Source organism: Lautropia dentalis, assembly GCF_003892345.1.
Taxonomy (GTDB): domain Bacteria; phylum Pseudomonadota; class Gammaproteobacteria; order Burkholderiales; family Burkholderiaceae_E; genus Lautropia; species Lautropia dentalis.
The window spans coordinates 1,571,723-1,593,387 of sequence record NZ_RRUE01000001.1; the positions used below are offsets into that span (position 1 = coordinate 1,571,723).

Consider the following 21,665-nt stretch of genomic DNA (forward strand, 5'->3'; position numbering starts at 1 on the left):
GAACGATATGAGTCATGAAACGCCGCTCGACCGGGAGACACTGCTGGATGTGTACCGGAAGATGCGCACGATCCGCGATTTCGAGGAGCGTCTGCACATCGATTTTTCCCGGGGAGACATTCCGGGATTCGTGCATCTGTATGCCGGAGAGGAAGCCGTAGCCGTGGGTGTGCTGCGTCATCTGCATGACGACGACCGCATTGCCAGTACACACCGGGGACACGGGCACTGCATTGCCAAGGGCGTGGATGTGCACGGCATGATGAAGGAGATCTACGGCAAGCGTGATGGCGTCTGCCATGGCAAGGGCGGGTCGATGCACATTGCCGATCTGTCGCGCGGCATGATGGGGGCCAATGGAATCCTCGGTGCGGGCGCACCGCTGGTATGCGGCGCAGCACTGGCAGCGAAATACCGGGGCAAGGGAGATGTGGGTGTGACCTTCTGCGGGGATGGTGCCGCCAACCAGGGCACGGTGCTGGAGAGCCTGAACCTTGCCGCGATCTGGAACCTGCCTGTCATCTTCGTGGTGGAAAACAATGGCTATGCCGAATCGACCTCACGCGATTATGCAACGGCCGTCAGCAGCTTTGCCGACCGGGGCGCCGGGTTCGGCATTCCGGGCGTGACCGTGGATGGCAATGACTTCTTTGCGGTTCATGAGGCTGCGGGCGAGATCATCCGCAGGGCGCGCGAAGGCGGGGGACCTGCGCTGCTCGAATGCAAGACCGACCGCTTCTATGGCCATTTCGAGGGGGATGCGCAGACCTACCGGGCGCCTGGTGAGGTGGACATGCTGCGTGCCGACCACGACTGCCTGAAGATCTTCCGGGCCCGGGTCGAAGAGGCAGGCGTGCTGGAGGCAGCCGAACTGGACGCCATCGACCGTGAGGTGGCCACGCTGATCGAGGCCTCGGTCGTGGCGGCACAGGCCTCGCCCGAACCGTCGGCAGCCGATCTGCTGGCCGATGTCTACGTGAAATACTGATTCAGTGCCCCAGCGCTGCGGAGACGGCAAACCGGCAGCGGCGCGAAGCACAGCATGAAGGAGACGAACAAATGGCCAGAAAACTGAGCATGAAGCTGGCGATCAATGAAGCCATTGCCCAGGAAATGGCACGCGATGAAAGCGTGATCATGATGGGAGAGGATATCGTGGGGGGCGCAGGTGCTGCAGGTGAGGACGATGCCTGGGGCGGTGTGCTGGGGGTGACCAAGGGGCTGTACCAGAAATTCGGCAATCGCCTGCTGGATACTCCGCTGTCGGAATCGGCATACATCGGTGCGGCCATCGGTGCGGCATCCTGCGGCATGCGACCGGTTGCCGAGCTGATGTTCATCGATTTTGCCGGGGTCTGTTTCGACCAGATATTCAACCAGGCCGCCAAGTTCCGCTATATGTTCGGCGGCAAGGCACGTACCCCGGTGGTGATCCGGGCCATGGTGGGCGCGGGCTTTCGGGCGGCTGCCCAGCACAGCCAGATGCTGACGCCGGTATTCACGCACATTCCGGGCCTGAAGGTGGTCTGTCCATCCAGCCCGTATGACACGAAGGGGCTGCTGATTCAGGCCATCCGCGATGATGATCCGGTGATTTTCTGCGAGCACAAGAGCCTGTACGGACTGGAAGGCGATGTGCCTGAGAGCAGTTACGCCATTCCCTTCGGTGAGGCCAATGTGGTGCGCGAGGGCAGGGATGTCACCATCGTGACCTACGGCCTGATGGTGCACCGGGCGATGGAGGCTGCAGCGCAGCTGGAAAAGGAAAGGATTTCGTGCGAGGTGATCGACCTGCGTACCCTGTCGCCGCTGGACATGGATACGGTGCTGGAATCGGTGGAGAACACCGGGCGCCTCGTGGTGGTGGATGAGGCCAGCCCCCGCTGCAATATCGCCACCGATATTTCCGCACAGGTGTGCCAGGAAATCTTCGATGCGCTGGAAAGCGGCATCCAGATGGTGGTGCCGCCGCATACCCCGGTGCCATTTTCGCCCACACTGGAAGACCTGTATCTGCCCTCTGCCGAAGGCATTGCCGCGGCTGCCCGCAAAACCATGAAAGGAAACTGAGAGATGGCTGAAATCACACCGATCGTCATGCCCAAATGGGGCCTTTCGATGAAGGAAGGCAAGGTCAACGCCTGGCTCGTGGAGGTGGGTACGCGTATCGAAGTGGGCATGCCCATTCTCGATGTGGAAACCGACAAGATCGCCAATGAGGTGGAAGCCCCGGATGCGGGACTGCTGCGCCGTCAGCTGGCGGCCGAAGGTGACGTGCTGCCAGTCAAGGCACTGCTGGGCGTACTGGCCGAAGAAAGTGTTTCCGATGCGGAGATCGATGCGTTCATCGCCGCCTATCAGGTACCCGATGAAGGGGACGGGGAAGAAGATGAAACCGGCCCCAGCGACCAGCATGTCGAGGTGGACGGCATTCGTGTGCGCTACCAGCAGACCGGCAGCGGAAGCCCTGTACTGCTGATCCATGGATTCGGTGGCGATCTGAACAACTGGCTCTTCAACATCGATGAGCTGGCCAGCCGGCATACGGTCATCGCGCTGGATCTGCCGGCCCATGGCGCATCGGACGTGCGCTTGCCCGCATCGCACGACCTGGCGGGCATGGCAGCCTTCGTCCACCGTTTCCTGCAGGAAACCGGATACACCAGGGTGGACATCATGGCCCATTCGATGGGTGGTGCCATTGCTGTACAGTTGGCGCAGGATGTACCCGATGCCGTTGGCAAACTCGTGCTGGTGTCGCCCTGTGGATTTGGCGAAGCCATCAACATGGGTTATGTGGATGGCTTCATCGATGCCGAATCGAGGCGGGATCTGAAGCCGGTGCTGGGCCTGCTGCTGGCAGACCCTTCGGCCGTGACCCGGGCGATGGTGGACGAGAGCCTGCGCTACAAGCGGCTCGATGGCGTGCAGGATGCCCTGCGGGCACTGCGTGACGCGATGTTTGCCGATGGCCGCCAGCGTGCGCTTCCCGGCCTGGCACTCGATGTGAAGCGGCATCCGCTGCTGCTGCTGTGGGGGCGGGATGACCAGGTGGTGCCCGTTGCGCACGCAGAGGCGGTGCCGGACGGTACGAAAACCGTGCTGTACGAGGCTTCCGGGCACATGTGCCACATGGACCATGCGGCCGAGGTGAATCCGGTGGTGCTGGCGTTCCTGGAAGGGAGCTGATCTGCTTCCCTGGTCGTGGGGTCGTGGGGTCGTGGGGTCGTGGGGTCGTGGGGTCGTGGGGCGTGAGGCGTGGGGGTGAGACCGTTGCGCCCCTGCTGTTGCGGGGAATGGCCGCCGAAAGTCCATGTTCGTGTCCAGACTGCGGGCAGGCGTGGTTACACTATGCCCCGTATCAGGACACACCCCCATGGCCAAAGCAGACTACCCCGTTACCACCGCCGTGCGCTTTCTCCGGGCGCACGGCATCGACTTCATTCCCCACGTGTACGAGTACGAAGAGCACGGCGGCACGGCCCAGGCCGCCCGTGAAGTGGAGGCGCCGGAGCATGAGGTCATCAAGACCATCGTGCTGGAAAATGAACAGAAAAAGGGCCTGATCGTGCTGATGCACGGTGGCCGGCAGATTTCCACGCGCAACCTGGCGCGCGAGCTGGGCATGAAGCACATCGAGCCTGCCGACCCGAGGCAGGCCAACAAATGGACCGGCTATCTGGTGGGGGGTACCAGCCCGTTCGGCACGAAGACGAAGCTGCCGGTGTATGTGGAGCGTACCATTCTGGATCTGCCGCGGATTTTCATCAATGGCGGCAAGCGCGGGTTTCAGGTGGAGATTTCACCGGCCGCGCTGAAGGCGCTCGATGCGCAGCCGGTGAGTGTGGCGACGGAGTGAGCAAGATGACAGGTTTCTGACAGGGGCTGCCCGGTTGCCATGTGCCAGAACAGGACCGGCTGCTGTTTGCCAGTCCTGTGCAGGGGTGAAGATTCACCCCACCAGCTGCGTCGTGATCCGGATCCGCACCGTCAGCGTTTTGTGCACCGGGCACTTGTCGGCAATCTCCAGCAGCCGCTGGCGCTCGGCATCGCTCAGCTCGCCTTTCAGCGTGATCTGGCGCTCGAACACGTCCTCGGTCTGGGTACTGCCATGGCTGGCAGCCCCCGCTGTGGAGGATGATTCCGCACTTCCGGTGCTCCCTGCCGGCAGGGTCTCGCGCCGGTGCACCAGATCCACCACCACATCATCGAGCTTCATTCCCTTGCGGTTGGCGTACATGCGGATGGTCATCGAGGTGCAGGCACCCAGCGACGAGAGCAGCAGCGCGTAGGGGTCGGGCCCCAGATCGCTGCCGCCCATGCGTACGGGCTCATCGGCCAGCCAGGTGTGGCGGCCAGCCTGGATGCCACGCAGGAATCTGTGATTCAGTTCCGTCAGGCGCACGGTACCAGCCGGCAGGTTCGGATCGAACGGAATGGTTGGCACGTCCAGTGCGTCCCGGGTTGCCGGGGAAGCGAAGGGGGCAGAGGAGGCAGCGGATTCTCCCGACGTTGCGCCAGCCGGTGACGCAGCGGCCTGTGACGCAGGTGTGCCTGTGGCGGCGCGGGATGCATCCGCCGGTGGCTGTGTGCCCCCATCCTGGAAACTGCGCGCGGCAGCCGCCAGCGCCCCCGGTGTCACATAGCGCGAGGCCCAGGCAACGATGCAGCTGGCCACGTATTCGGCGTCCTGTGCGTTGCTGAGCAGGTGGTCGGCGTCGTCCAGCGAGATGAAGCTCTTGGGGTGACGGGCCGCCTCGTAGATTTTCTGGGCCTGCTCGATGTGGACGGTGGCGTCCTTTGGCGAATGGAATACCAGCAGGGCCTTGCCCAGCTGGGCGATGCGGCTGGCCTGATTCTGTTCGGCCACGTCGTCCAGAAACTGACGCTTGATGGTGAAGGGGCGACCGGCCAGCGAGACGGTGGACTGGCCCTCCGTGCGGATGGTGTCCACGCTGCCGCTGAACTGGCGCAGGATGTGGCTGGCCTCGGCCGGGGCGGCAATGGTGGCCACGGCTTTTGCCTCCGGCACGGCGTGAGCGGCGGCGAGCACGGCGGCGCCGCCCAGACTGTGGCCGATCAGCAGGGCAGGGGCCTGGTGGTTCTGGCGCAGCCAGTCGGCGGCGGCCAGCAGATCGGCCACGTTGGAAGAGAAGTTGCTGTCGGCAAAATCGCCGTCGCTGCCGCCCAGACCGGTGAAGTCGAAGCGCAGCACGGCTACGCCGCGGTCATGCAGCGCACGGCTGATGCGGGCGGCGGCCTTGATGTCCTTGCCGCAGGTGAAGCAGTGCGCAAAGAGGGCAAAGGCGGTGGGAGATTCGGGCAGTTCGAGCACGCCGGCCAGCTGGTGGCCCTGGGCGTTCGGGAAAGTGATGCGATTGATCATGGCGGCGACTTTGGCGGAAGGAGAAAAGCATGTGTCCTTTTTGGTCGCCGCGCCATCCGGTTCTCTTACAGGGACGGCCCGGGCCGGTGAGCGGCCGCCGGACGTGGCGCAGGGACCGCATGGGGCCGTGCGTCCCGCCGGTACGTCACAGCCCGGCACGCCTCAGGTGATGAGCGCGAGTTTGCGGGTGTGGGGAGTCATGAGAAAAATCTCCTTCGACGGGGTGTTGCAGGGATCCTCCGGCCACTGTGTCCGGATAACCACAGCCAGTATGGAGGCTTCGGGACGGGCTGTGGGCGTTTTTGGCCAGGATCCCGGCAAAACAGGGAGGGGTTGCAGTGGCAGCGGGGACGCATGAGTCCCTGACGCACGCCAGCCACGCCCTGGCGTGCGCTATCGATATTGAGCACAACACGCCTCACCCTAACCCACGCCAGCCACGCTCTCTCTAGCCCTGTACCGGAGGCAGGCCGGCCCGCTGCCGCAGGGCGTTCACATAGGCGCTGGCATCCAGCGGGCGTCCGTGGCGCTGCGACTGCCACAGGGCCTCGACCAGGCATTCCTGGGCCTGGTGGGCGGCGTCATGGGCACTGCCCAGCTGGCGCTCCAGTACGTCCATGGCCTCGCGGATGCCCCGCGGCTGGTCGATGGCGCGCTGTTCGGAAATGGCCAGGTGCAGCGACAGGTGCAGGAAGGGGTTGCTCCGGCCGGCCTCCGGGCTGTATTCGGCCTCCAGCGCCCGGTTCACGTCGGCCAGCTCTTCGTGATACTCGGGGTGCTGCCTGATCCATTCCCAGGCCACCATCTCCAGTGGTTCCATGGGGGTGCCGTTCTGATGTTTGTTCCAGATGCCGCAGAAGTAGCGGCGGACGTCGGCGACGGAGGGGTTGAAGAGCATGGTGGCGGGGGATGAAAACGCGGGGATGAGGGGATGGTGCTGGCTGGACAGACCGTTTGACCATCAGGGGGCGTCCGGTGCAGGACGGGCTGTTCAGTGGGGGAGCGGGGCGTCCGGCCCGTGGCCGGGACTGTATGGTGCCGAAGTCGTCCGGGTCCTGGGCAGGGCTTCGTGGCGTCATGGCCCCTGGTCCAGCGCCGACCTGCGGGGTGGGGGCAGCGTCTTGGGCTCGAAGGCGCAGAGGTCGCTGATGGGGCAGCGCCAGCATTCGGGCGTGCGGGCCTTGCAGATGTAGCGGCCGTGCAGGATCAGCCAGTGGTGGGCGTGCAGCCGGTATTCCTTCGGCACCACTTTCAGCAGCTTCTGTTCCACCTCGTCCACGTTCCGGCCGGGGGCCAGGCCGGTGCGGTTGGATACGCGGAAGGTGTGGGTGTCCACGGCGATGGTGGGGTGCCCGAAGGCCACGTTCAGGATGACGTTGGCGGTCTTGCGGCCCACGCCGGGCAGGGCTTCGAGGGCCTCGCGGTTATCCGGTACCTCGCCGCCATGCTGGTCGATGAGGATCTGGCTCATGGTCAGCAGGTTCTTTGCCTTGTTGCGAAAGAGCCCGATGGTGCGGATGGTGTCGGTGATGCGCTCCAGCCCCAGTCCGACCATGGCCTGTGGGGTGGGGGCCAGCGGAAAGAGCCGCCGGGTGACGAGGTTGACACTTTTGTCGGTGGCCTGGGCGGACATCAGCACGGCGGCCAGCAGCTGGTAGGGGCTGCCGTACTCCAGCTCGGTCTCGGGTTCGGGGTTGGCCGCGGCCAGGCGGCGGAACATCTCCAGCCGGTGCTTTGGGCTCATTCGGCAGCCGGCCGGGGGTGGGCCGGTTTCATGCGGGCACGGATGGCGGCCAGTCGCCGGGCCTTCTCGTCGGTGCTGGCGAGCGCAATGTTAGGGTCGCGGCTGGCGGTTTCGGCCCTTCCTGCCTCCACCCGTATTTTTGCCCCTCCTGTCTCTTCTGGCCTTTCTGACGTTTCCGCCGTTTCCGTCCCGATGGACGGGTCGATGGGCCTTGCAGCGACCGGCGAAACCGGGCGGGGGGCGGGGACGGGACGGCGTGCCTGCAGGCGATGTTCGCGGCGCTGGTGATGGCGGCGGCCGTGGCTGGCGTCGGCATCCTGCCAGGGCTGCTGCACGGGAACCAGCGAGATGCAGTCCACCGGGCACGGAGGCAGGCACAGCTCGCAGCCGGTACATCGGTCGGCCAGCACCTGATGCTGAAAGCGCGGGGCGCCGACGATGGCATCGACCGGGCAGGCGAGGATGCACTTGGTACAGCCGATGCAGTGCAGCGGGTCGATGTGCACGACGTGCCGCACGGGCATGGGGTCGAGATCGCCGGCCAGCGGCAGCGCCGGGCGCCCGAGCAGCTGCGACAGGGCCGCGATGGTGGCATCGCTGCCCGGCGGGCACCGGTTGATGGCGGCCTCGCCACTGGCGATGGCCTGCGCGTAGGCGTGGCAGTCGTCGTAGCCGCAGCGCCGGCACTGGGTCTGCGGCAGCAGCTGGTCGATGCGGTGGATGAGGGCAGTGGAAGCGGTCATCGGCGGGGATGGGGGGGTCGCGGGGATGAGTGGGTCCATAACACGCGCTCGGGGCCATTGTAGCGGTCTGCTCCTGCTGCAGTGAGTCACCCCTGCCGCCGCGCGATGCGGTGGCGCGCGCCAGCGCCGGCATTCATGCGGTTCCGGTTGGAGCGTACGGCTTGCTGCTGCCAGCGCCTGCCCATGTCGTCTGCGCTGGAGCGAGCTGGCCATGTCGTCCGTACCGGGCCGGTCTGACCATGTGTCACAGAATCCGTGTGGCAAAAAGCCCGATAACCCCACGGGGAGCAAGGCGGAATATCCCTGATGGAGAGCAGTTAATGAGAGCGGTACGCAGTCGTATAATGGTTAACCGAAAAAGACGGGATGAAAGGAGGCGCTGCTGCAGGATGGATACGAAAGGGCCAGCGGCAGGTGCGGGAGGCTTTGCCGGCGGCTGCCGGCGGGTACGGTCAGTAGTCTTCGAGGAAAGGCAGCTTGTTGGGGGTGCCGTTGAGGTCGTCGGCACCCGGCAGCGGGGCCTTGCTGCGGGTGATGGCGGGCCACTTGGGCGCCTTTTCCGCGTTGAGCGGAATGAAGTTTTCCTGGTCGGCAGGAACGTCTTCTTCGGCGACAATGGCTTCTGCCGGGCATTCCGGCACGCAGACGGCACAATCGATACACTCGTCGGGGTCGATGACGAGCATGTTGGGGCCTTCGCGGAAGCAGTCCACCGGGCATACATCGACACAGTCGGTGTATTTGCAGCGGATGCAGTTATCAAGCACGATGTGGGCCATTGCAGGATGGGAGCGAGGTAGGAAAGGATAGGGGGAGCCCCGTATGGGGGAAGGCCCGTATTTTATCCCCTTGCATGCCCGTCTGGCGATCTGAATTCATGGAAAAGTCGATGATCATTGCCTCTTTACTCGATACCGACCTGTACAAGTTCACGATGATGCAGGTGGTGCTGCATCACTTTCCCGGGGCGCAGGTGGAGTACCGCTTCAAGTGCCGCAACGAGGGGGTGGACCTGGTGCCGCTGATCCCCGACATCGAGCACCAGATCGAGGCGCTGTGCTCGCTGCGCTTCACCGAGGCGGAGCTGGACTACCTGCGGCAGTTCCGCTTCCTGAAGAGCGACTTCATCGACTTCCTGGGGCTCTTCCAGATGAACCGGAAGTACATCGCGATCAGCCCGTCGGCGGCCGGCAACGGCGAGATCGACATCGTCATCAAGGGGCCATGGCTGCACACCATCCTGTTCGAGATCCCGGTGCTGGCCATCGTCAACGAGCTGTACTTCCGCCGCATCGCTCCCAGCCCGGACTACGCCGAGGGCCGGCACCGGCTCGACGACAAGATTGCCACCATCGTCGATGACCCCGAGATGCGCGGCATCCGCATTGCCGACTACGGCACGCGCCGGCGCTTCTCGGCGCGCTGGCAGGAGGAGGTGCTGCAGGTCTGCTCCGACCGGCTGGGCGAGGTGCTGACCGGCACGTCGAACGTGATGCTGGCCATGCGCTACGGGCTGCGGCCGCTGGGCACGATGGCACACGAGTACCTGCAGGCCTGCCAGGCGCTGGGCCCCAGGCTGCGCGATTCGCAGATCTTCGGTTTCGAGACCTGGGCGAAGGAGTACCGCGGGGATCTGGGCATCGCACTGTCGGACGTGTACGGGCTGGATGCCTTCCTGCGCGACTTCGACATGTACTTCTGCAAGCTATTCGACGGCGCGCGGCACGACTCGGGCGATCCGTTCGAGTGGGGCGAGCGGCTGATCCGCCACTATGCGGCCAACCGGGTCGATCCGTCCACCAAGACACTGGTGTTCTCCGATTCGCTGACCTTCGACCTGATGAAGGCGCTGTACCTGCGCTTCCGTGACCGGGTGATCGTGCGCTTCGGCATCGGCACGAACCTGACCAATGATCTGGGCTACACGCCGCTGCAGATCGTCATCAAGATGGTGGCGTGCAATGGCCAGCCGGTGGCCAAGATCTCCGACAACCCGGGCAAGAACATGGTGACGGACCTCGACTACCTGCAGTACCTGCGCAAGGTGTTCGACATTCCCGCCGAACTGGCGCCGGCACCGGTGTCGCCCGTGGGGCAGATTGCCGGCGGGGAGTGAGGGTCTGCGCAAGGGACCGTGCTGGCAGTACCCTGAAACCATCGGGGATTCTGTGACACTGCTGCCCGGACTCCACGCTTCCTGTCCGTTCCCGCTCCTCCCCGTCAATGCTGTGATACTGTCGCCCAGACTCCACACTTCCGGAGAGGGCACGCGCTGTCGCCTGCTGTGTTCAGAAGAACAGCCGGATGCCCAGCAGCACGAGGCTCTCGGGGCTGGCGCTGCCCGACTCGGCCGCGTAGCGGCTCTCGGCGAAGGTGGCCATGTCGCGCGACAGGCGCGAGGTCAGGCCCAAGCCGATCATGCCATGCGTCTTGTAGCGCTGCCTGATGCTGCCGGTGCCCTCGGTGATCTGGTGGCGCAGTTCCAGCTGCAGGCGCGGCTGGATCGAACCCAGAAACCCGAACCAGTCGGTCTCCATGATGCTGCCGAACGACAGGCTCGAAAGCTGCCGGTTGCTGCGCAGGCCCTGTCCCTGGAGGCTGTCGCTGTCGAGCTGGGTGGCCACGAGGTCGTAGCGGCTGTAGGGCGAGAAGGTCCAGCCGAGGAGATTCTGCGGTGCCCGGTTGATTTCCAGACTCAAGGCCTGGGAGTGGCCGGAGATGCCCAGACCCGGTGCCGTGTAGCCCTTCAGGAATTCGTGGCGGGCGCGGTGGGCGCCCAGCGAGATGCTCATGTCGACCAGGACGGCCGGCAGGGGCTGCAGCGACAGATAGGCCGACAGCAGGGTGCCCGAAGCCTTGCGGGTGCTGATGCGCCCGGCGGCAAAGCCGATGGCCACGTCCTCGTTGACCTGCTGGTCACTGCCGATCATGGTGTCGGGGGTGGTCAGCCCCAGGCCACTGCTGTTGTTGATGCTGTAGAGCGTGCCGCGCACGTACACATTGGTCTTGCCCGGGGCGCTGTTGAGCAGGCGGGCGTAGCCGGGTTGCGGGCTGCTGGCCACGGTCAGCGGGATGCTGCTGGCACGGTCCTTGAGCTGCAGCTGGTTCTGGAAGCGCGGCACGTCGCGGCTGCTGGCCTTGGCCAGCCGTTTCTGGCGGGCGCGGATCTGTGCCTGGTGGGTGGTGATACCACCCTGGGCCTGGTCGAGAAACGATTGCGAGGCCTTTTCCTGGCTGGCGACCCAGTCGGCCTCCGTGGCATGGGCAAGGGCAGGCAGGGTCAGCAGCATCGCCAGGAGCAGGGGAGCGGTGGGGCGTCCGGTAAACTTCGACCGGCCGGCGATGAGGACCGGTGGACGCGAGGGCGATGCAGGGGCGAACATGGTTGCTACACGCTCAGGGACGTTGTTACAGGGTCAGCGCGTTGCCGGTACCCGGTTCGGGGTGTGGGAGAAGGCTGGTGTTCTCCCGCAGCAGAATGGATTTCCTCACAGGAGTCATGATTTTTCGGGAAAACGCGGCGGCTTCCACCGTGGCCGGATGAGTGGTCGCAAGCGGCCATCGGCCGGCGGGTGAGCCTGCAGCGCGCCGGCCGATGCCCGCACGGGCGCTGGCAGGAGCGGCGTCCGTGGACGTTCACTGCCGACCCAGCACGGGCACCGGCAGGAGCGCCGTCCGTGGATGTTCACCGCCGACCGGCACAGGCACCGGCAGGAGCCCCCCGGAGTGTTGTTGCGAAAGCCATGGCGGGCTTTTGCCGCAACGTTCCTGGCTGTATTGTCGTCCTTTTATTTCAGCAGCGCGTCTTTTGTATCAATATGGAAACATCGATGCCCAGAAACAGTGTCCCTGACCCCAGAAACAGCGGCCCTGACCTCAGAAACAGCAGTCCTGATCCCAGAAACAGCAGCCCTGACGCCGGAGCGCGGGCAGGGGCGTCCCCGTCCGTGCAGGGCTTTCCGCGTCCGCGGCTGGTGGGGCTGATTCCGGCGGCCGGGCGGGGGACACGGCTTTCACCGCTGCCGTTCAGCAAGGAGCTGATGCCGGTGGGCTTCACCCATGCCAGCGAGGGCGCCGACCGCAAGCCCAGGCCGGTGTCGCAGTACCTGCTGGAGCGGATGCGGCTGGCGGGCGCCGAGCAGGTGTTCTTCATCACGCGGCCGGGCAAGGGGGACATTGCCGACTACTACGGCGACGGCAGCCGGCTGGGCCTGCGGTTTGCCTATCTGCAGGCCGGGCTGCCATGGGGGCCGCCGTTCTCGCTGGCGCAGGCAGTGCCCTTCATTGGCGATGCACGGGTGGTGTTCGGCTTTCCGGACATCCTGATCGATCCGGTGGATTCGTTCTCGCCGCTGCTGGCCCATCAGGACGAGACGGGGGCCGACGTGGTGCTGGGGCTCTTTCACGCCACGGCCTGCGAGCCGGGGGATGTGATCACGCGCGACGACGCCACGGGGCGGATCCTGAACCTCGAGACCAAGGAAGAGCGCCCGCAGCGGCCGGATCATTACACCTGCTGGATGTTTGCGGTGTGGAACGGGCGTTTCTCGATGTTCCTGCACAAGGAATGTGGCCGGCTGGCGGCGCAGGCCCGGGCACGCATCGCGGCCGATCCGCAAGGCAAGGCGCCGGAATGGCCGGTGGGGGCGGTGATTGCCGCGGCCATTCGCGCCGGGCTGCATGTGAACAGCGTGTGGTTCCCGCAGGGGCGTTTTCTGGACATCGGCGAGCCGGATGGCATCACGGCGGCGGCGGCCTTTCCGGGGGTGTGGGACGGGCTGGGGGCATGACCTTTGTTCACGAGGGTGCGGTGCGTTCACGCGTCGCACGGGCGCTTCAGGGAGAGAGCAGGCCGATGCTGCCCTGCGCCTGGTGGCTGCTGCCGGCGCAGCCGCAGCACGCGCGACTGCAGCGGCTGATCGGCCAGCTGGCCGGCGAGTTCGGCGGACCGGTGTTCGAACCCCACATGACGCTGGCGCTGGGCGAGTTGCCGGCCGCGTGGCTATATGCACAGACAGGGGGTGTTGCCGGTGAGTCGGGGCGGGCATGTGCGACTGGGGCGGCCGGAACGGCAGGGCCAGTGAGGCCTGATGATCCGAGGGGCAGGGCAATTGAAGCGGGAACCCTGGGTGCGGGCGGTGCGGCAGCCGGTACGGCAGGTCCTGCGGGGACACCGGCGCCTGCGGCACGCTGGGCGCAACGGCTGGCCGGGCTGCTGCCTGCCATCACACTGAACACCGATGGCATTGGCCACGTACCGCATCATTTCCGGATCTTTCATCTGCGGCTGGCACCGTCGGCCGGGGAGCGGGCCATGCTGACGGCGTGGCGGGCCTGGTTGCGCGCGGCTCTGAGGGCGGCCCAGGTGTCGCGGCTGGTCGTGGATGTGTGCGACCCCGGCTTTCGGCCCCATCTGAGCCTCGCCTACGGCGACTGGCCCGAAGCGCAGCGGGCGGCGCAGGCCATGCGGGTGGCGCCGATGCTGCCGGCATGCCTGGCGGCCGGGGCGGGTAGCCATGGTGCCGGGGAGGGAAGCCGTGGCAACGGTCTCCTGCAGTTCGACACCCTGCTGGGCATCTGTCCGCGGCCGGGGGCACAGGACATGGCGCGCGTGGCGGACTGGCACGTGTTTGCGCGCGTGCCGCTGCGGCCCTGAGTTCATGCCAGTGCGCCAGCCCTGTGGCGGCCAATGCTGCAGGATTGCGGCAACAGGGCAACAGAAAGCTTCCCGGAGGGCCGTGGGCAGGGATATCCCCAATCGGCCTGCGGGGCGGCGAGGCGTACGATGATGCAGTGCGGGAGTCACAGGTCCATCGTGCGGCCGGCAGTGGCCGGTGGATGTCCCGCCCGGAACCAGCCCCGTGGGGTCTGGTCGGACCTTTCACGGGGAGCGGTTGTCTTCCGTGTCCGTTGGGCTGCGCCCGGCAAGGTGGCGCGGCCCGGAAGGCAGCGGAACCGCAAGCGGACATCGCATGACCGGAGGAGGGTTACGTCATGTCCAGTCTCGAAGCCGATTTCAGGCGCGCCCAGCTGCAGGCCAGTTCGCTGCAGGATTCGCTGGAACGCATCGTTCGGCTGCGGCTCTATGCGCTTTTCATGCAGGCAACCTCCGGCGACGCCAGCGGGCACCGGCCCGGTTTTTCCGATTTCGAGGGGCGCTCGCACTGGGACGCCTGGCACGCCCTGTCCGGGGTGAGCCGCGAGGACGCCATGGCCGAGTACGTGTTCGAGGTCAGCCGGCTGAAGTCGCGCCAGCTGCAGGGAGTGACGGAGTAGGTCAAGCCCCCATCCACTTTGGATTTTCCGGTTTACGCGCTATCATCCCGAGTTCCTTGCCACACGGCCAGACAGACGGTCCGGCCGGGCGCTTCGGGGTGTTTCCGATGCGGCCCGCCCGTTGCTGCCGGTGGCTTTCTTCCCACGGAAATCCACAAGGGTAATCCATGCGACATTATGAAATCGTCTTCATGGTCCATCCGGACCAGAGCGAACAAGTGCCTGCCATGATCGAGCGCTACAAGCAGATGGTCGAAGGCGCCAATGGCAAGATGCACCGCATCGAGGACTGGGGGCGTCTGCAGCTTGCCTACCCCATCCAGAAAATCGGCAAGGCACACTATGTGCTGATGAACGTCGAGTGCGACCAGCACACCCTGGGCGAAATCGAAAACGCCTTCCGCTTCAACGACGCCGTGCTGCGCCACCTGGTGGTGCGCATGGATAAGGCCGAGACCGGCCCGTCGGTGATGAGCAAGCGCCTGCAGAAGGAAGAGTCCCGCAAGACGGGTGGTTCCGACGCACCGGCCGCAGCCGGCGAAAACGCGGCTGCCGAGTAATCGACGCCCGCGTGCCGGATGCATGCACCCGAACAGCCGGTGAATCCGCCTTCCGACGCCCCCCTGACGGCAGGGGAAGACGGCGAGAACCATCTGCTGCTCACCGCCACGCTCACCGGGCGGGAAACCCTGCGCTACAACCTGTCGGGGGTTCCTGTCACGGAATGCACGCTGTCCCACGCTTCCCGGCAGCTCGAGGCCGGTATCGAACGCCAGGTCAGGCTGGACATCTCCGCCGTGGCCCTGGGTGATCTGGCCAGGGAGCTGGCCGGTATCGATCCCGGAACGCGGCTGACGGTCAGCGGTTTTCTGACGCCGCTGCGCCGCTCCGGACGTGCACTGTGCCTGCATCTGACACGCATCGATCAGTACTGACAAAATTCTCAAGAGGTTTCATCATGGTTGGTTTTCGTCGCGGCAGCAAAGACCGCAAACCCAAACGTCCCGCCCAGTCCGCCCTGTTCAAGCGCAAGAAGTTCTGCCGCTTCACGGCCGAGAAGGTGGAGTGGATCGACTACAAGGATGTCGATACGCTGAAGGACTTCGTCACCGAGCAGGGCAAGATCATTCCCGCACGCCTGACCGGTACCCGTGCCCACTACCAGCGCCAGCTGGGTGTTGCCATTCGCCGCGCCCGCTTCCTGGCCCTGATGCCCTACACCGACAACCACTGATTCCCCACCGCGGGGCCGCAACAGTGCCCGCCTTCACTGAAGGGGGCGCGCGGCCCGGCAGGAGCGCATGATGCAGATTATTTTGCTTGAAAAAGTCGTCAACCTCGGCCAGCTGGGTGACGTCGTCAAGGTTCGCGATGGCTACGCCCGCAACTACCTGATCCCGCAGGGCAAGGCCCGTCGTGCCACCCAGGCCGCCGTGGCCGAGTTCGAGGCCCGTCGTGCCGAGCTGGAACGCATCCAGGCCGAGAAGCTGGCTGCCGCCCAGGCCGAAGGCGAGAAACTGGCCGGTCGCCAGTTCTCGCTCACCGAGAAGTCCGGTGTGGACGGCCGCCTGTTCGGCTCCGTCACCAACGCCAACATCGCCGACGCCCTGCACCAGGCCGGCTTTGCCTCAGTGCAGAAGTCCATGGTCCGGATTCCCGAAGGTCACATCAAGACCATCGGCGAGCACCCGGTTCAGGTGGCCCTGCACACCGACGTGCTGGTCGACATCACCATCAACGTGATCGGCGACCACGCCTGATGCCGGCGGGGGCTTCGGCCCCTGCGGTCGTGCGGTCTGCCTGCCGGCAGACAGCCGCAATCGGGTTCGGGCGTTTGCCCGGGTCTTGCACGAAAAAGGGGCGTCCCTGCGGACGCCCTTTTTTCGTCGATGTCTGCTGCCCCTTTCCTGGGCGACAGCTTTCCGCCAGGTGTCGTTGTGCCCGAACCATGGGCATGTTCACGCCATGCCGTACCATGCCATGTTCAGGCGATGCCGGCGTTCCGGCGCGTGGTGCGGGCGTCTGCTGCTTTTCGTTTCTCCCGATTCTTGCCTCATGGACAGCGAAGTTGCACAACTGCGGTTGCCGCCGCATTCGGTCGAAGCCGAACAATCGGTGCTGGGCGGTCTGCTGCTCAACAACAGTACCTGGGAAGACATTGCCGACATCATCAACGATGATGACTTCTACCGCCATGATCACCGTCTGATATGGCAGCACATCTCCATCCTGCTGCGGGCCGGCAAGCCGGCCGATGCGCTGACGGTCAAGGATGCGCTGCAGCTGGCCGGGCGTCTGGAAGATGCCGGGGGCGAGCAGTATCTGGTGATGCTCTCCAATGCGGTGATCTCGGCCAGCAACATCCGCCACTATGCCGAGATGGTGCGCGACCGGGCCGTGCTGCGCCGGCTGATTGCCGTGTCGGACCAGATCGCCACCGAAGCCTTCAATGCGCAGGGCCGGCCGGTCAACGAGGTGCTGGACGCGGCCGAGGCCGAGATGTTCAAGATTGCCGAGGACAGCGGCAAGAAGCGCAACGATTTCCAGCACATCGGTCCGCTGTCGGGCAAGGTGTTCCAGCGCATCGACGAACTCTACAGCCGCGACAACCCCAGCGAGATCACCGGCATTGCCACCGGTTTCATCGATCTGGACCGGATGACCTCCGGCATGCAGCCGGGGGATCTGATCATCGTGGCGGCCCGTCCTTCGGTGGGGAAAACGGCCTTTGCACTGAACATCGGCGAACACGTGGCCGTGCACGAGAAGCTGCCGGTGGCCGTGTTCAGCATGGAGATGGGTGCCGAGCAGCTGGTGATGCGTCTGATCGGCTCCACGGGGCGCATCGATCAGCAGCGGCTGCGTACCGGCCGGCTGACCGAGGACGACTTCATCCGGCTGACCGACGCCATGGGCAAGATGCAGGATGCGCCGATGTTCATCGACGAGACGCCGGCGCTCAATCCCTTCGAGCTGCGGGCCCGTGCCCGACGCCTGGCGCGCCAGTACGGCCACCTGGGGCTCATCGTCATCGACTACCTGCAGCTGATGACGGGGGCCAATCCGGGCGGGCGCGAGAACCGGGCCACCGAGGTGGGCGAAATCTCGCGGGCACTGAAGTCGCTGGCCAAGGAGCTGAAGTGCCCGGTCATTGCGCTGTCACAGCTTTCCCGCGAGGTGGAAAAGCGCCAGGACAAGAAGCCGATCATGAGTGACCTGCGCGAATCGGGCTCGATCGAGCAGGATGCGGACGTGATCTTCTTCATCCATCGCGACGACCGCTACGATCCCGATGCCGAGACCAAGGGCATGGCCGAGATCATCATCGGCAAGCAGCGTAACGGCCCGATCGGTTCCGTCACGCTGGCCTTCCACGGCCAGTACACGAAGTTCGACAACTTCGCCGCGGGGAATTGAGGTCGGGCCGCGGGGAATTGGGGTCGGGGGAAGATGCCTGACCGGTGCCCGGTGGGTACCGATGCCTCGCAGTGCAGGGGAGTCAATGTCCTGCTGCCCGGAAAACAGACAGGCCGGCCCCGCATGATGCAGAAGCTGGCCTGTTTTTTGCGTGATGGTCTGTACCTGTACCGCGGGGGATGAACCCTTCAGGGGGTGGGCGCCCGCAGGTTTGCAGTGGTCACGACAGTGGTCACGAACCCTGCACCCGTGCCGCTGCTCCGCCGGCGGCTGCCCCCAGGGGCGCCTGGCGGACACCCGTGCGGCCGGGCCGGCCTTTTCTGTCCGGCCCACCGCTACCCCGCGGGGTGTCGCGCCGGCTGTGCAGCAGCTTGCGGCTCAGGTAGTTGCGCACCGGCAGCTCATAGAGCAGGTAGGCGGCGGTGGCCACGGTCAGCGCGGCGGCAAACATCACGGCCGTGTAGGCCGGCAGGCCCAGTTTCAGTGCGCCCAGCCGCTTGAGCATGCCCATCACATAGATATGGAAGATGTAGATGGGGTACGACAGCTCGCCCAGGAAGTTGATGCCTGTCTTCACGGGCTGGCCCAGCCGGCGGAATGCCTGCTCGCAGGCCAGCGTGAGCACCACCAGGGCGGTGCTGGGCAGGCCGATGGCCAGGATGCGCTGCCATTTGACCAGGGCGATCTGCTGGGTGATGAAGCCCGTTTCCGGCAGCAGCAGCCAGCAGTAGAGGGCCAGGCCCGCCACGGCGGCCACGATCGGCAGCCGGGCGTGTTCGATGAAGCGGGTGCGCAGGATCAGCTGGGCCAGCAGCATGCCGTAGATGAATTCGATGATGTAGGCATCGCTCCAGAAGGCCAGTGCCGATTGCGGCGCGGCCAGCGGATGCAGCAGGGCCAGACCCACCAGCAGGGCCGAGGTGATCAGCAGCCGGTGGGGAAACGAGATCTTCAGGGCCACGAAGAAGATCAGGTAGAAGAGGATCTCGTAGTTCAGCGACCAGCCCAGCAGCAGCAGTGGCAGGTGGTACTGGAACGATTCATTCCAGACCGGAATGAAAAAGAGCGAGCCCAGCAGCGTGGTCGCATCGAACTGCAGGCCGTGCAGCATGCTCGGTGCCTTCATGGCCACGCCGGCCAGCAGCAGGGTGCCCAGCCAGTACAGCGGCACGATGCGGATCAGCCGGCGGGTGAAGAACTGCGGCGCACCCTCGCGGGTGACGTAGTAGATGATGAAACCGGAGATGACGAAGAACACGTCCACGCCACTGCTGCCGAAGGGGGTGAGCCGGAATTCGGTACGGATGTGGCTGATGACCACCAGGGCCGCAGCAATGAAACGCAGGGCCTGCAGCGAGTAGAGCGTCCGGTCGGCGGCAGGCGCGCCGCCCCTGCCACTGGTGGACTTCGGACCGTGACCAGCCCGGGGATCGAGGGGGCCGGTGGCGGCGCGAGAGGGGAGCGCTTGGTTACTTTTCATCATGAATGCCCGCAGAACGCAAACATGCTAGAAAAGTTTTCCGACACCGTCACCGAAAAATGCAGGTCATCCGACAAGAATCATATTTCGTCATGAAAATGATTCATAGGTTATCGAAGGGACAGTGGGACGAAATCGCCCATTTGCTGCCTAACAGCCGTCATCTGGCGTCAACAGCGGGCATCGGGCTTCCTGGAGGGGCTTTGGCGCGGCCGGGGGGACCGGGACGTGCCGGGCGGACGGGCCTGCAGACCCGTCAGGGGGCTTCGGTTGTTTCGCAACGCAGCCAACCGTTCGTGACCGAAATGCTGCCGTTCGTCGGCGAAGGCTGTATGGGCGGGCGGGACAAGGCGGCAGCGTCACAGAATCCCCGATGGCTTCAGGGCACTGCCAACACTGTCATCCATGCCCAAAGGAGGGGTGGATGGATGCCATGACACGCACTACAGCACGTCGGCCGCAAAATCGGCCAGCCGCGAGCGTTCGCCGCGCTGTAGCGTGAGGTGCCCGCCGTGCTTCCAGCCCTTGAAGCGCTCGACCACGTAGGTCAGGCCGGACGATGCCTCGGTGAGGTAGGGCGTGTCGATCTGGGCGATGTTGCCCAGGCAGACGATCTTGGTCCCCGGGCCTGCCCGGGTGGCCAGCGTCTTCATCTGCTTGGGCGTGAGGTTCTGTGCCTCGTCGATGATCAGGTACTTGTTGTTGAAGGTGCGGCCGCGCATGAACGACATGGATTTGATGCGGATGCGCGAGCGGATCAGGTCGGCGGCGGCCGCCCGGCCCCATTCGCCGCCGGCGCTGCCCTGGTTCAGCACTTCCAGGTTGTCTTCCAGCGCACCCATCCATGGCGCCATTTTCTCTTCCTCGGTGCCGGGCAGGAAGCCGATGTCGTCGCCCACAGGTACGGTGGCGCGGGTCATGATGATTTCGGTGAAGCGCTTCTGGTCCAGGGTCTGGGCCAGGCCCGCCGTCAGGGCCAGCAGCGTCTTGCCGGTGCCGGCCTGGCCGAGCAGGGTCACGAAGTCGATGTCCGGATCGAGCAGCAGGTTCAGTGCAAAGTTCTGCTCGCGGTTGCGGGCCGTGATGCCCCAGATGGCGTGGCGCGCCTGGGTGAAGTCGCGCACCACGCGCAGCACGGCGGTGTTGCCTTCGCGCTCGCGTACCTGGGCGAACAGCGGTGTGCCGCCATCTTCCAGATAGAGGAACTGGTTGACGAGCATCTGCGGCACCAGCGGGCCACGGATGCGGTAGAAGCTGGCGCCATTGTCCTGCCAGGCTTCCATGTCCCTGCCGTGGGTCTCCCAGAAGTCGGCGGGCAGGGCGAGCGAGCCGCTGTAGAGCAGGTCGAGGTCGTCGGTGACCTGATCATTGAAGTAGTCCTCGGCCGGCAGGCCCAGCGAGCGCGCCTTGATGCGCATGTTGATGTCCTTCGACACCAGCACCACCTGCTGGGCCGGAAACACCTGGCGCAGGGCGGCCGTCACCGACAGGATGCGGTTGTCGGCCTTGCCGGGGGGCAGCGCCTCGGGCAGCGGGGCATCGAGCACGCGCGTCTGCAGGAACAGCCGCCCGGTGGCGTCACTGTGGCCCAGCCGGTTCAGGGGGATGCCCTGTTCGATGCTGCCTTCCACGTCGGCCAGCAGTTCGTCCAGGCTGCGGCTGACCTGCCGTGCATGGCGCGAGACCTCGCTCATGCCGCGCTTGTGGTCGTCCAGCTCTTCCAGCGTGATCATCGGCAGGAACACGTCGTGCTCCTGAAAGCGGAACAGCGCCGTCGGGTCGTGCATCAGCACGTTGGTGTCCAGCACGAACAGCTTGCGGGCGGTGGCGTCCGTACCGGTGGCCCGGTGACGGCGGTGGTGCGCCCGGGTGCCCTGGCCGCCAGCGGTGGTGGGGTCAGAGGTGACGGCCTGGGGTGTGTCGCTGGCAGGCGCGGCGGCGAAGGCCGGGATGCCTGCAGGTGCTGGTGTGCCTGCTGGTGTCTGGGCCGGTATGGCGGCAGCCGTTCGTGGGGTGGTACCTGCCACCCCCGGTGCCGTGGCCGTCGTGTGTGATGCGACGCCTGTCGTGGTGCGGGTCTCGACCTGTTCCAGCGGCAGCGGCGCATCGGGCCGGGCGGCAGCGGCCCGGCGGGCACGGCCCCGGGTGGCAGCGGCCGGCTGCGGGGCTGCAGGCTGGGCGGCTGCCGACCCGGCGACGGCAGGCCCGGCAGCAGCAGGCTGGTCGGTGGCGGGCTGTGGTGCCGGCGCGGCGCTCAGCAGGGCAGGTTTCTGTGCACTGCCCGGCTGGCCGGTCGGTGGCAGCGGTGTGGCCGTGACCTGCGATGCGGGGATCGTGGCCTCGCTGTCGGCCCCCGCGTCGGCCGCACGGGTCCGGCGCCGGCGGGCGGCCGGCAGTTTGGCCTTGTGCCGGGACGCTTCCTTGATGTCGAGGCGTTCACCGGGGGTGGTCGGAGCTTTGGGCAGAGGCATGATGGTCAGTGCAACGGAAAGATGGGGGTGTTCCGGTATGTCACCGGAACACCTGGGACGCAGAGATGCGGAACCCCGCGCAGGGCAGTGGCCTGATACGGTGCCGGAAGGGGCTGGTCACCCGGAAACGGGCAAACCGGCGCCTGAT

Annotated in this window: 21 protein-coding genes and 1 pseudogene; 13 read left to right on the forward strand and 9 right to left on the reverse strand. The window is 65.6% G+C overall.

Annotated features, from left to right (window positions below; genetic code table 11):
* The first annotated feature begins 7 nt into the window (after positions 1-7).
* From EHV23_RS06050 to ybaK, 4 genes are all read left to right on the forward strand, one after another.
* On the forward strand, positions 8-988 hold the full coding sequence (locus EHV23_RS06050; protein WP_125095138.1) for a thiamine pyrophosphate-dependent dehydrogenase E1 component subunit alpha: 981 nt from the start codon (positions 8-10) through the stop codon (positions 986-988).
* Between the two features lie 71 nt (positions 989-1,059).
* Positions 1,060-2,070: an alpha-ketoacid dehydrogenase subunit beta gene (locus EHV23_RS06055; RefSeq protein WP_125095139.1), complete on the forward strand. Its 1,011-nt coding sequence runs from the start codon at positions 1,060-1,062 to the stop codon at positions 2,068-2,070.
* 3 nt (positions 2,071-2,073) lie between these two features.
* Positions 2,074-3,189, forward strand: a complete 1,116-nt coding sequence (locus EHV23_RS06060) for an acetoin dehydrogenase dihydrolipoyllysine-residue acetyltransferase subunit (RefSeq protein WP_125095140.1) — start codon at positions 2,074-2,076, stop codon at positions 3,187-3,189.
* A gap of 187 nt (positions 3,190-3,376) precedes the next feature.
* Complete coding sequence (gene ybaK, locus EHV23_RS06065) at positions 3,377-3,859, forward strand: Cys-tRNA(Pro) deacylase (protein ID WP_125095141.1); 483 nt, start codon at positions 3,377-3,379, stop codon at positions 3,857-3,859.
* A 93-nt stretch (positions 3,860-3,952) separates the two neighbouring features.
* On the opposite strand, the gene EHV23_RS16600 is transcribed toward ybaK, so the two are convergent.
* The 6 genes and pseudogenes from EHV23_RS16600 to fdxA form a co-directional block, all read right to left on the reverse strand.
* Complete coding sequence (locus tag EHV23_RS16600; RefSeq protein WP_420813047.1) at positions 3,953-4,405, reverse strand: OsmC family protein; 453 nt, start codon at positions 4,403-4,405, stop codon at positions 3,953-3,955.
* A gap of 246 nt (positions 4,406-4,651) precedes the next feature.
* Positions 4,652-5,386: pseudogene (locus EHV23_RS16605) on the reverse strand (alpha/beta hydrolase family protein); the annotation flags it as partial.
* Between the two features lie 448 nt (positions 5,387-5,834).
* Positions 5,835-6,284, reverse strand: a complete 450-nt coding sequence (locus EHV23_RS06075; protein ID WP_125095142.1) for a DUF1841 family protein — start codon at positions 6,282-6,284, stop codon at positions 5,835-5,837.
* Between the two features lie 177 nt (positions 6,285-6,461).
* Positions 6,462-7,130 carry an endonuclease III gene (gene nth, locus EHV23_RS06080; RefSeq protein ID WP_125095143.1) on the reverse strand — a complete coding sequence of 223 codons (669 nt, stop codon included), beginning with the start codon at positions 7,128-7,130 and terminating at the stop codon, positions 6,462-6,464.
* Complete coding sequence (locus tag EHV23_RS06085; RefSeq protein WP_125095144.1) at positions 7,127-7,873, reverse strand: RnfABCDGE type electron transport complex subunit B; 747 nt, start codon at positions 7,871-7,873, stop codon at positions 7,127-7,129. Before EHV23_RS06085 ends, nth begins: the two co-directional genes overlap by 4 nt.
* Before the next feature lie 452 nt (positions 7,874-8,325).
* Entirely contained in the window at positions 8,326-8,652 is a 327-nt protein-coding gene (gene fdxA, locus EHV23_RS06090) for a ferredoxin FdxA (protein WP_125095145.1), read from the reverse strand.
* Positions 8,653-8,762: 110 nt separating this feature from the next.
* On the opposite strand from fdxA, the gene pncB reads away from it, so the two are divergent.
* Positions 8,763-9,989, forward strand: coding sequence for a nicotinate phosphoribosyltransferase (pncB, locus tag EHV23_RS06095; RefSeq protein ID WP_125095562.1), 1,227 nt, complete (start codon positions 8,763-8,765; stop codon positions 9,987-9,989).
* A 172-nt stretch (positions 9,990-10,161) separates the two neighbouring features.
* On the opposite strand, the gene EHV23_RS06100 is transcribed toward pncB, so the two are convergent.
* Positions 10,162-11,256 carry an autotransporter outer membrane beta-barrel domain-containing protein gene (locus EHV23_RS06100; protein WP_125095146.1) on the reverse strand — a complete coding sequence of 365 codons (1,095 nt, stop codon included), beginning with the start codon at positions 11,254-11,256 and terminating at the stop codon, positions 10,162-10,164.
* Positions 11,257-11,820: 564 nt separating this feature from the next.
* Between EHV23_RS06100 and EHV23_RS06105 the strand changes: the two genes are divergently transcribed.
* The 8 genes from EHV23_RS06105 to dnaB all read left to right on the forward strand — a co-directional run bounded on the left by EHV23_RS06105 (position 11,821) and on the right by dnaB (position 17,566).
* Positions 11,821-12,663 carry a sugar phosphate nucleotidyltransferase gene (locus EHV23_RS06105; protein ID WP_158615856.1) on the forward strand — a complete coding sequence of 281 codons (843 nt, stop codon included), beginning with the start codon at positions 11,821-11,823 and terminating at the stop codon, positions 12,661-12,663.
* Positions 12,660-13,529: a hypothetical protein gene (locus EHV23_RS06110; protein ID WP_125095148.1), complete on the forward strand. Its 870-nt coding sequence runs from the start codon at positions 12,660-12,662 to the stop codon at positions 13,527-13,529. The genes EHV23_RS06105 and EHV23_RS06110 overlap by 4 nt, the downstream gene beginning before the upstream one ends.
* Before the next feature lie 338 nt (positions 13,530-13,867).
* Positions 13,868-14,149 (forward strand): acyl-CoA-binding protein, encoded by a 282-nt coding sequence (locus EHV23_RS06115; protein ID WP_125095149.1) that lies wholly within the window; start codon positions 13,868-13,870, stop codon positions 14,147-14,149.
* 167 nt (positions 14,150-14,316) lie between these two features.
* Entirely contained in the window at positions 14,317-14,709 is a 393-nt protein-coding gene (gene rpsF, locus EHV23_RS06120; RefSeq protein WP_125095150.1) for a 30S ribosomal protein S6, read from the forward strand.
* 39 nt (positions 14,710-14,748) lie between these two features.
* Positions 14,749-15,084: a primosomal replication protein N gene (gene priB, locus EHV23_RS06125; RefSeq protein ID WP_158615857.1), complete on the forward strand. Its 336-nt coding sequence runs from the start codon at positions 14,749-14,751 to the stop codon at positions 15,082-15,084.
* Positions 15,085-15,107: 23 nt separating this feature from the next.
* Complete coding sequence (rpsR, locus tag EHV23_RS06130) at positions 15,108-15,383, forward strand: 30S ribosomal protein S18 (RefSeq protein ID WP_005672388.1); 276 nt, start codon at positions 15,108-15,110, stop codon at positions 15,381-15,383.
* Positions 15,384-15,453: 70 nt separating this feature from the next.
* Complete coding sequence (gene rplI, locus EHV23_RS06135) at positions 15,454-15,909, forward strand: 50S ribosomal protein L9 (protein WP_125095563.1); 456 nt, start codon at positions 15,454-15,456, stop codon at positions 15,907-15,909.
* Between the two features lie 295 nt (positions 15,910-16,204).
* Entirely contained in the window at positions 16,205-17,566 is a 1,362-nt protein-coding gene (dnaB, locus tag EHV23_RS06140; protein WP_125095152.1) for a replicative DNA helicase, read from the forward strand.
* A 232-nt stretch (positions 17,567-17,798) separates the two neighbouring features.
* On the opposite strand, the gene EHV23_RS06145 is transcribed toward dnaB, so the two are convergent.
* The gene (locus tag EHV23_RS06145; RefSeq protein ID WP_125095153.1) at positions 17,799-19,049 is read right to left on the reverse strand and encodes an acyltransferase family protein; all 1,251 of its coding nucleotides are present in this window, start codon (positions 19,047-19,049) and stop codon (positions 17,799-17,801) included.
* Positions 19,050-19,489: 440 nt separating this feature from the next.
* The gene (locus EHV23_RS06150; RefSeq protein WP_125095154.1) at positions 19,490-21,517 is read right to left on the reverse strand and encodes a PhoH family protein; all 2,028 of its coding nucleotides are present in this window, start codon (positions 21,515-21,517) and stop codon (positions 19,490-19,492) included.
* Positions 21,518-21,665 lie beyond the last annotated feature (148 nt).

Bases quoted from the DNA above. Each gene is read 5' to 3' on its own strand.
- EHV23_RS06050 (WP_125095138.1), top strand. From the start codon at position 8: ATGAGTCATGAAACGCCGCTCGACCGGGAGACACTGCTGGATGTGTAC.
- EHV23_RS06055 (WP_125095139.1), top strand. From the start codon at position 1,060: ATGGCCAGAAAACTGAGCATGAAGCTGGCGATCAATGAAGCCATTGCC.
- EHV23_RS06060 (WP_125095140.1), top strand. From the start codon at position 2,074: ATGGCTGAAATCACACCGATCGTCATGCCCAAATGGGGCCTTTCGATG.
- ybaK (WP_125095141.1), top strand. From the start codon at position 3,377: ATGGCCAAAGCAGACTACCCCGTTACCACCGCCGTGCGCTTTCTCCGG.
- EHV23_RS06075 (WP_125095142.1), bottom strand. From the start codon at position 6,284: ATGCTCTTCAACCCCTCCGTCGCCGACGTCCGCCGCTACTTCTGCGGC.
- nth (WP_125095143.1), bottom strand. From the start codon at position 7,130: ATGAGCCCAAAGCACCGGCTGGAGATGTTCCGCCGCCTGGCCGCGGCC.
- EHV23_RS06085 (WP_125095144.1), bottom strand. From the start codon at position 7,873: ATGACCGCTTCCACTGCCCTCATCCACCGCATCGACCAGCTGCTGCCG.
- fdxA (WP_125095145.1), bottom strand. From the start codon at position 8,652: ATGGCCCACATCGTGCTTGATAACTGCATCCGCTGCAAATACACCGAC.
- pncB (WP_125095562.1), top strand. From the start codon at position 8,763: ATGATCATTGCCTCTTTACTCGATACCGACCTGTACAAGTTCACGATG.
- EHV23_RS06100 (WP_125095146.1), bottom strand. From the start codon at position 11,256: ATGTTCGCCCCTGCATCGCCCTCGCGTCCACCGGTCCTCATCGCCGGC.
- EHV23_RS06110 (WP_125095148.1), top strand. From the start codon at position 12,660: ATGACCTTTGTTCACGAGGGTGCGGTGCGTTCACGCGTCGCACGGGCG.
- EHV23_RS06115 (WP_125095149.1), top strand. From the start codon at position 13,868: ATGTCCAGTCTCGAAGCCGATTTCAGGCGCGCCCAGCTGCAGGCCAGT.
- rpsF (WP_125095150.1), top strand. From the start codon at position 14,317: ATGCGACATTATGAAATCGTCTTCATGGTCCATCCGGACCAGAGCGAA.
- rpsR (WP_005672388.1), top strand. From the start codon at position 15,108: ATGGTTGGTTTTCGTCGCGGCAGCAAAGACCGCAAACCCAAACGTCCC.
- rplI (WP_125095563.1), top strand. From the start codon at position 15,454: ATGCAGATTATTTTGCTTGAAAAAGTCGTCAACCTCGGCCAGCTGGGT.
- dnaB (WP_125095152.1), top strand. From the start codon at position 16,205: ATGGACAGCGAAGTTGCACAACTGCGGTTGCCGCCGCATTCGGTCGAA.
- EHV23_RS06145 (WP_125095153.1), bottom strand. From the start codon at position 19,049: ATGATGAAAAGTAACCAAGCGCTCCCCTCTCGCGCCGCCACCGGCCCC.
- EHV23_RS06150 (WP_125095154.1), bottom strand. From the start codon at position 21,517: ATGCCTCTGCCCAAAGCTCCGACCACCCCCGGTGAACGCCTCGACATC.